We start from the raw sequence: 7,999 nt of genomic DNA on the forward strand, positions 1-7,999 counted from the left end.
CGGTGGCCCTGCTGGCCTCGTCGCCACCGACGGCCTGCCGGTTCGTCTGGCCCCTCACGCGCCGAAGCTCAGACGAGGTCCGCCGAGGTCGCATCGTCGGGCCGCTCTGCCGAGTGGGCACCCGTTGGCGCGGGTGCCAGCAGCGGGTCGGTGCGGGCGCCGGTCGCTCACGGAGGAGCGCAGACGAGGCGCCCCTCGCCACGTTCGCGCCGTCGCTGGCCGCGGCGGCTGCTGGTCCTGGCCCATCTGCGGTGCGGCCATACCTACGCGCAGCTCGCGGCTGGTTTCGGCGTCGGCATCGCCACCGCCTACCGGTACATCGCTGAAGCGGTCGAGGTCCTGGCAGCCCTCGCCCCGGATCTCGCCGAAGCGGTGAAGACGGCCTCGACCAAGGCGTTCGTGATCCTGGACGGCACTCTGCTGCCGATCGACCGGATCGCCGCGGACCGGCCCTTCTTCTCCGGGAAGCACAAGAGACACGGCATGAACGTGCAGGTCATCACCGACCCGACCGGCAGACTGCTGTGGGCCTCGCCCGCGCTGCCGGGAGCGGTCCACGACATCAGGGCCGCGCGTACCCACGGCATCATCGACGCCCTGGCCGAATCGGGTGTGGAGTGCTGGGCGGACAAGGGCTACCGCGGCGCCGGCGGCACCATACGGCTGCCCTACTGGGGCCGCTGGGAGACGCTGTCCGCAGGTCAGCAGGCCGTCAACCGCTCGCACGCCAAGATCCGCGCACTCGTCGAGCAGGCCATGGCTACCCTGAAGAACTGGCGTCTCCTGCGCAAGATCCGCTGCAGCACCACCCGCATCACCCACCTCGTCCAGGCGATCCTCGCCCTGCACCTGCCCTGCTCACGCTGAGGTTGGAAACAGCTCAGTGGGTGGCGAGCCGGAAGGCCATCCGGCCGAAGCTGACCTGGTCGCCGTCGGCCACGGCCACCGCCACCGTGCCCGTCACCCGCCGCCCGTTGACGCACGTCCCGTTGGTGGAGCCGAGGTCGCGCAACTGCCAGACACCGCCCTGGAAGACGAGTTCGGCATGGACCCGCGAGACCGTCTCGTGGCTCAGGCGCAGCCCGTTCGCCGGATCGCGGCCGATCCGCAGCGGGTAGGGGCCCGGCGCGGGGAAGAGCAGCTTGGGCAGCCGCTCCGTCTGCCAGGCCCGGCGCAGCGAGACGGAGAACTCCGAGATCCGGCCGACCGCTCCGAACACGGCCTTCGACCAGCGGCCGCCCCGGTCCAAGTCGGCGGTCAGGACGGCCAGTTCGTCCGGCCCGCGGGCGGCCAGCGCCAGCTCCATCCGCCGCAGGAACGTGTCGTGCGACAGTTTGCCCTCGGCGGCGCCCTCCCGCAGCACGTCCAGCACCCGGTCGCGTTCCGCGTCGGAGAGCCGCGCCGGCGCCGGGGAGGTCCGGAATTCGAAGGAGGACGTCACACCGGCGATTGTCCTTCCCCGACGGGCGGCCTGTCCAGCGGCGGGCGACCCGTGACCGGGGGCCCGTACGCACCACCGTCGCGCCGCTGACCTGCGGCGCAGAAGGTACCGGCCGGACCGAAATCCCGTGTCGGGCAGGACGGTTGTGCTGTTAGGGTCTGCCGATTCGCACCATCCACGGGGGGACCCACTCTTGTCGTACACCGCGTCGGACCTCACCATCCGTCCGCTCGCCGGGCCCGGGGAACTCGGGCTCTTCCAGCAGCTGTCCTACGTCCTCGACCACGAACTCGAGGACGACCTCGCCACCGGCCGCCGCACCCCCGAGCGGATGTGGGTGGCTCTGCGCGGGGACCGCGTACTGGCCCGCGTCGCCTGGTGGTCGACCGGCAGCGGCAAACCGCCGCACAGCCTGGACGTCTTCGACGTCGACGACTCGCTGCCCGCGGCCGAGCGCCACGAGATCGGCCTGAGCCTGCTGGAGACCGCCACCGCGGCCGTGGTGCCCGCGGGCCGGGCCCGCCCCGAGTACGGCCGCTTCCTGCCCGGCAACTGGCGCGAGGACGCCGCCGCCCGCGAGGTCACCGAGACCCGTATGAACATCCTGGCCGCCTCCGGCGCCACTCCGCTCGTCGAGCGGCTGCGCCTGGAGTGGCGGCCGGGGGCCCCGCTTCCCGAGGCGTCCACCCGGCTCGTCTTCCGCCCGGCCACCGACCGCGAGGAGCTCGTCTCCCTAATGACGCTCGTCGCGGAGGGCTCGCTCGACGAGCACACCCGCGAGGAACTGCTCACCATGACGCCCCGCGAGTCCGCCGAGCTGATGTACGAGGAGGAGTTCGCGACGTACACCACGCCGCGCGAGTGGTGGCGGATCGCCGAGCTCAGGGGCGGCGGCGGGCCGGTCGGCTTCGTGATCCCGGCCCGCAACAACTACCACCCGATCATCGCCTACATCGGGGTGCTGCCCGCCCACCGCGGCCACGGCTACATCGACGACGTCCTCGCCGAGGGCACCCGCGTCCTGGCCGGACAGGACGTGGCGCGCATCCGGGCCGCGACGGACGTGGCCAACGTGCCGATGGCGAACGCCTTCGCCCGGGCCGGCTACGCCGTCTTCGAGCGCGCGATCAACATGATCTGGAAGTAGTCACGAATTGCGGGCGTGTCCCCCTTCTCTGTCGCACCATGGTCACAACCGGCCACGACAGGGGGACACACCAGTGCTGTTCGAAGTGTGGGCGCCGCACGCCGACCGGGCCGCCCTTCGCCTGGAGGGCGCCACCCATCCCATGCACCGCCATCCCGTGCGCGCGGGCTGGTGGCTGACGGAGGCCGAGGGGCGCTCCGGGGACCGCTACGGGTACGTCCTGGACGACGGCCCGGTCCTGCCCGACCCGCGCTCGCGCCGCCAGCCGGACGGGCCCGACGGGCTCAGTGCCGTCGTCCTCCACGAGACGTTCCCCTGGCAACAGCCCTGGCAGGGACGGCCGTTGCAGCAGGCGGTCCTCTATGAGCTGCACATCGGCACGTTCACGCCCGAGGGAACCCTGGACGCCGCGGTGCAACGGCTGCCGCACCTGGCCGAGTTGGGGATCACCCACATCGAGCTGATGCCGCTCTGCCCCTTCCCCGGCCGGTACGGCTGGGGCTACGAGGGCGTCTCGCTGTGGGCGGTGCACGAGCCCTACGGCGGACCCGACGCCCTGAAGCGCTTCGTCGACGCGGCGCACGCCCACGGCCTCGGCGTCGTCCTGGACGTGGTGCACAACCACCTGGGTCCGTCCGGCAATTACCTGCCCGCCTTCGGCCCGTACTTCACCGACACTCACCACACCCCGTGGGGCGCGGCCGTCAATCTGGACGCCCCCGGCTCCGACGAGGTCCGTGCCTTCCTCCTGGAGAGCGCGCTGGCCTGGCTGCGCGACTACCGTCTCGACGGGCTGCGCCTGGACGCGGTGCACGCCCTGGCCGACGAACGCGCGTACCCCTTCCTCGAAGAACTTTCGACGGCGGTCGACGCGCTCGGCGCCGAACTCGGCCGGCCGCTCTTCCTCATCGCCGAGTCCGACAGCTGCGATCCGCGCACCACCCGGCCGCGCCCGGAGGGCGGACTCGGCCTGCACGCCCAGTGGAACGACGACTTCCACCATGCCCTGCACACCGCGCTCACCGGCGAATCCCAGGGCTATTACGCCGACTTCGCCCGCGCGCCGCTCGCCGCCCTCGCCAAGACCCTCACCCACGTCTTCTTCCACGACGGTACGTATTCGAGCTTCCGGGGCCGCACCCACGGCCGCCCCGTCGAGCGCTCCCGCACCCCCGCCCACCGCTTCCTCGGCTACGCCCAGACGCACGACCAGATCGGCAACCGCGCCCAGGGCGACCGCCTGAGCGCCGCCCTCTCCCCCGGCCTGCTGGCCTGCGCGGCGGCGCTCACCCTGACGAGCCCGTTCCCGCCGATGCTGTTCATGGGTGAGGAGTGGGGCGCCCGCACGCCCTGGCAGTTCTTCACCGACCACACCGACCCCGACCTCGCACAGGCCGTACGGGAGGGCAGGCGGCGGGAGTTCACCTCGCACGGCTGGGCCGCCGAGGACATCCCCGACCCGCAGGACCACGCCACCCGCCGGCGCTCGTGCCTGGACTGGGCGGAACCCGCCGGCGAGCCCCACGCGCGGCTGCTCGCCTGGTACCGCGAACTCATCGCCCTGCGCCACGAGCGCCCGGACCTGACGGACCCCGACCTCGCGGCCGTCAAGGTGGCCTTCGACGAGGAGGCGCGCTGGCTCACCTACCGGCGCGGGGACCTGCGGATCGTGGTCAACCTGTCCAAGGAGGCGGTGCGGATCAAGCTCGGGGGCGGGGGCCGGGTCCTCTCGGCGTGGGAGCCGGTCGAGGCACCCGGCCCGGACGGAACCCTCACGATGCCGCGGGAGTCGTGCGCGGTGCTGGGGCGCTGAGGGCCCCAACTCCCCTGCGCAAAGGCTCCGTTACTCGACGATGGCCAGGGCGCGGTCGGTGTTGTTCAGACGCCGGCCGCCGTCGTCGGTCACGGTGACGATGTCCTCGATGCGGACGCCGAACCGGCCCGGCAGATAGATGCCCGGCTCGATCGAGAAGCACATCCCGGGCACCAGCGGGCGCTCCTCGCCCTCGATCATGTAGGGCGGCTCATGGGTGGTGACGCCGATGCCGTGCCCGGTGCGGTGGATGAAGTACTCGCCGTAGCCGGCCTCCGCGATCACCGCGCGGGCCGCCCGGTCGACGTCCTGGCAGGCGGCGCCGGGCCGTACCGCGTCGAACCCCGCCTGCTGTGCCTCGCGCACCACGTCGTGGACGCGCCGCTCCTGCGCACCGGGCTCGCCCACGTGCACGGTGCGGGTGGTGTCGGAGCCGTAGCCGTGCTTGAGGCCACCGAAGTCCAGGACGACCATGTCGCCCTCGCCGATCGTGCGGTCCCCGGCCTCGTGGTGCGGGTTGGCGCCGTTGGGGCCCGAGCCCACGACGGTGAAGTCCACCTGTGAGTGGCCGTACTCGAGGAGCAGTGCGGCCAGGTCACCCGCCACGTCGGTCTCCTTGCGCCCCGCGAAGCGCACCTTGAGGATCTCGCCGTACGCCGCGTCCGCCGCCGCACCGGCCGCGTCCAGGCGGGCCAGCTCGTGGGCGTCCTTGACGGCCCGCAGCATGGGCAGCGCCTCGGTCAGCGAGACGTAGGAGGTGCCCGGCAGAGCCTTCTGCAGGCCGAGCAGATGCATCGCCCAGGCGTTGTCGCTGACCCCGAAGCGCCCGGCGGCGTCCAGGAGCGGGGCGGTCACGGCGTACGGGTCCTTGCCGTCGGTCCAGTCCCGCAGGGTCAGCGCGGCGGCCCCGGCCGCGTGCTCGGCGTCCGGCGCCTCCAGGGTGGGCACGACCAGGACCGGTTCCTGACCCGCCGCCAGCACCAGGACGGTGAGCCGCTCGGTGATCGCGGTCGGCCGGTAGCCGGTGAGGTACACGAGATCGGGGCCGGGCGCGACCAGCACGCCGGCGAGGCCGGCGCCGGCCGCGGACTCGGCGGCGCGGGCCATCCGGGCCCGGTAGTCGTCGGCGGTGAAGGGCGCGGGAGCGGGTGTCGTGGACATGGCCCTCATCCTGCCCGGCCGCCCGCCCCCGCGCGAGCGGTATCCGGGCCCCGCCCGGGGCCCGGCCCCTGCCCCGTCACCGCCGCGGGACGCACCCCGCGCCACCGCCGCCGGACACCGTCACAGCCCCTACGGCGTGGCGTTGCCCGACACCGTCACAGCCCGTCCGTGTCCTCACCCACGAGCCGTTCGAGGAGCTCACCGAAGTCCTCGCCGACGACGATGCGCAGCCCCTCGCCGTCCCGATCGCTGAGCTGGGTCAGCGTGCCGCCGCGCCACCAGTAGACGTACGGGCTGATCGAGCCCGGGGTGTCCTCGAAACCGGAGGCGGCGAACGACGCCATGGCGTTGAGGGCGAGGACCATCCCGGAGTCCCGGATGACGTGGAAGGCGAGCTGATGGCGGAACGGCATCGCCACCAGCGCACCGTCGGGCGGCAGTTCGCGTCCGGTGACCTGGCGCACGACGGCCTCCAGGGCGAGCACCCTGCTCGCGGTGTAGAAGGAGTCCCCGACGACGATGTCGAAGCGCGTACCGTCGTCGCCCTTGACCGTCTCGTGCGCCTCGACGGGCAGCTCGCGCAGATTGCGCAGCGCCTGTTCACGCAGGTCGGGCACCTTCCCGAGCGGTTCGAGCGCCTCGTCGGTGAGCATCATGACGCTCTCGGGCAGGTCGAGCGCGAGGATCTCGTAGAGACCGGGCGCGACACTGCGCGCATAGCCGAAGCTCTGCGGATCGAGGCCGTCCCCGCTGATCACCCGGGGATAGAGCTGTGCCCTGATCTGCTCGGGCGGCATGGTGTCGAGCGCGGACGGCGCGTCCATGGTGCGCAGCACCATGCCGACGTGCCTGCGGACGAGTTCCGGCCAGACGCGCGGGCCGCGGGGGTCGTTGTGGCAGACCGCGGCGAGGTTGCCGAGGCCGAAGCGGCGACCGCCGCTGTCCTTCACGGAGTCCGCGTAGACGGTGACCTCAAGGCCCAGCTCGGCGAACGCCTCCCGGACCGCGGAACGGAAGCGGGCGCCCTCGTCGTCCGAGAAGAAGCCGAACTCGGGGTCCCTCGGGACGTCGCTCGCGTCCCGTCTGGGTCCTCGTCGGAATATCCCCACGTCTGCTGCCTTCCCCTCGCACGATCACCGCAGCTGCGAGCCTACCCAGTGAGCGAGCCGGTGATGACAAGGTCCGCCCGCGCGCGTCCGGCCGCGACCAGGGCCGCGTTGACCTCGTCGGACTCGCCGACCCAGCGTTCCGCGTCCGGCCGCGGCCGGCCGTGCCGCACATGCCGCTCGACGAGTCGGCGCACCCGCTCCTCCTCGTCGAGGTGGAGGTACCAGACCTCGTCCAGAAGGTCCCGCACCTGTGCCCAGGGACCCTGGTCGTGCAGCAGGTAGTTGCCTTCGGTCACCACGAGCGGCACCTCGGGTGCGACGGGGACGCTCCCGGCCAGCGCCTCCTCGATCGAGCGGTCGAAGTCGGGCGCGTACACGACGGTGCCGGGCACCGGGGTACGCAGCCGGGCGAGCAGCGCGGCGTACCCGGCGGCGTCGAAGGTGTCGGGCGCGCCCTTGCGTCCCGCGCGTCCGAGCCGGCGCAGCTCGCTGTTGGCGAGGTGGAACCCGTCCATGGGTACGAGCACGGCCTCCCCGCCCAGCCTGCGCACCAACTCCCCTGCCAGGGTGGACTTCCCGGCGCCGGGCGGCCCGGCGATGCCCAGGATGCGCCGACGCCCGGGGACGACGAGACCCCGGGCCCGCACGACGAGCCGATCGAGATCCAATACCTTGCCCTCGCCCAACGTTCCGCCGACCTCATCCGCACTCATCCCGGCATTGTTCCACCGACGGCCGACAGACGGCGTAGTACGTATAACCTGAACCGTATGCCGCACATCGCACTGATCACGCTCGTCGTCCGCGACTACGACGAGGCCATCGACTTCTACACCCGGGCCCTCGGCTTCGACCTGGCCGAGGACACGGACCGGGGCGACGGCACGCGCTGGGTGGTGGTCCGGCCGGGCAGCACCGCGAACGGCGCGGCCGCACTGCTGCTGGCACGCGCGAAGGACGAGGCCCAGCTGGCGAGTGTGGGGGCGCAGACCGGCGGCCGGGTCGGATTCTTCCTGCACACGGAGGACTTCGCGGCCGATCACGCCCGCATGCAGGCGGCCGGCGTCCACTTCCTGGAGGAGCCCCGCCACGAACCGTACGGTTCGGTGGCCGTGTTCGAGGACCTGTACGGAAACCGCTGGGACCTGCTGCAGCCGGCGTGAGGGGGTGGTCCGGGGGGCCGCGGGTTCCCCGGCCCACAACGCGAGAAAGCCCCGCACCGTGACCGTAATTCCTTACGGTCTGGTGCGGGGCTTTCCCCACAATTTGTTCGGCGGCGTCCTACTCTCCCACAGGGTCCCCCCTGCAGTACCATCGGCGCTGAAAGG

The 7,999-nt window shown here is 72.4% G+C and carries 8 protein-coding genes; 4 read left to right on the top strand and 4 right to left on the bottom strand.

All coding sequences use genetic code 11. The annotated features are described in order from the left end of the window. Positions 1 to 150: 150 nt before the first annotated feature. Entirely contained in the window at positions 151 to 867 is a 717-nt protein-coding gene (locus ACGF3I_RS10250) for a transposase family protein (protein WP_393130185.1), read from the top strand. Positions 868 to 880: 13 nt separating this feature from the next. Here the strand turns inward: ACGF3I_RS10250 and ACGF3I_RS10255 are convergent, their stop codons facing one another. Then, entirely contained in the window at positions 881 to 1,441 is a 561-nt protein-coding gene (locus ACGF3I_RS10255) for a DUF1707 and FHA domain-containing protein (protein ID WP_393130186.1), read from the bottom strand. 193 nt (positions 1,442 to 1,634) lie between these two features. Between ACGF3I_RS10255 and ACGF3I_RS10260 the strand changes: the two genes are divergently transcribed. Beyond that, on the top strand, positions 1,635 to 2,588 hold the full coding sequence (locus ACGF3I_RS10260) for a GNAT family N-acetyltransferase (RefSeq protein WP_393130187.1): 954 nt from the start codon (positions 1,635 to 1,637) through the stop codon (positions 2,586 to 2,588). 73 nt (positions 2,589 to 2,661) lie between these two features. Continuing rightward, positions 2,662 to 4,401, top strand: a complete 1,740-nt coding sequence (gene treZ, locus ACGF3I_RS10265) for a malto-oligosyltrehalose trehalohydrolase (RefSeq protein ID WP_393130188.1) — start codon at positions 2,662 to 2,664, stop codon at positions 4,399 to 4,401. A gap of 30 nt (positions 4,402 to 4,431) precedes the next feature. Here the strand turns inward: treZ and ACGF3I_RS10270 are convergent, their stop codons facing one another. The 3 genes from ACGF3I_RS10270 to ACGF3I_RS10280 form a co-directional block, all read right to left on the bottom strand. Further along, positions 4,432 to 5,562, bottom strand: coding sequence for a M24 family metallopeptidase (locus ACGF3I_RS10270; protein WP_393130189.1), 1,131 nt, complete (start codon positions 5,560 to 5,562; stop codon positions 4,432 to 4,434). 155 nt (positions 5,563 to 5,717) lie between these two features. Continuing rightward, positions 5,718 to 6,671 (bottom strand): hypothetical protein, encoded by a 954-nt coding sequence (locus tag ACGF3I_RS10275; protein WP_393130190.1) that lies wholly within the window; start codon positions 6,669 to 6,671, stop codon positions 5,718 to 5,720. A 41-nt stretch (positions 6,672 to 6,712) separates the two neighbouring features. Further along, a complete protein-coding gene (locus tag ACGF3I_RS10280) occupies positions 6,713 to 7,384 on the bottom strand; it encodes a nucleoside/nucleotide kinase family protein (protein WP_393130191.1) in 672 nt (223 codons plus the stop codon). Between the two features lie 57 nt (positions 7,385 to 7,441). On the opposite strand from ACGF3I_RS10280, the gene ACGF3I_RS10285 reads away from it, so the two are divergent. After that, positions 7,442 to 7,834, top strand: coding sequence for a VOC family protein (locus ACGF3I_RS10285; RefSeq protein ID WP_393130192.1), 393 nt, complete (start codon positions 7,442 to 7,444; stop codon positions 7,832 to 7,834). Positions 7,835 to 7,999 lie beyond the last annotated feature (165 nt).

Origin of the sequence: Streptomyces sp. NPDC048111 (assembly GCF_043202815.1) — a bacterium.
In the GTDB taxonomy this organism is placed as follows: domain Bacteria; phylum Actinomycetota; class Actinomycetes; order Streptomycetales; family Streptomycetaceae; genus Streptomyces.